General features: G+C 39.5%; 1 protein-coding gene. It reads right to left on the bottom strand.

Annotation, left to right across the window (positions count from 1 at the left end; all coding sequences use genetic code 11):
* Positions 1 to 165: 165 nt before the first annotated feature.
* Positions 166 to 377 (bottom strand): hypothetical protein (locus GOQ16_RS18575; protein ID WP_160070452.1); only part of this gene is annotated, 212 nt, incomplete at its 5' end.

Raw genomic sequence — 377 nt, 5'->3', positions numbered from 1 at the left:
TGCTGCATCCCACAAATAATCTTCCAACTGCTTACCCTTGAAGCCAGCAGTAAAGAAATTCTGATACATATGCCTAACACAAAACCTGTGTTCTAATTGCGAAAATAATTCCGCCACACCATTTATTAGTCCTTTCTGTCTATCACTCATGAACATAATGGACATCTAATTCTCCATTACCAGATCCTCGGACAACAACATCAGAAACCATCGCCACGAACTAGTATTCTCTTTCTCAACGACCGTATACACAATTGGATATGTACAATCGTTGGCGTCTACCCCAACTGCTGCTAAAAATTGACCACCATTTTTTCCTTTTAGAAAACATCCATCTATACTAACAAAACGCCTACACCCTTGAATAAAACCCTGCT

The organism is Sphingobacterium bovisgrunnientis, assembly GCF_009829085.1.
GTDB lineage: Bacteria > Bacteroidota > Bacteroidia > Sphingobacteriales > Sphingobacteriaceae > Sphingobacterium > Sphingobacterium bovisgrunnientis.
Note: the sequence above shows the minus strand (reverse complement) of the source record. Positions and strands in the feature narration are given on the sequence as shown.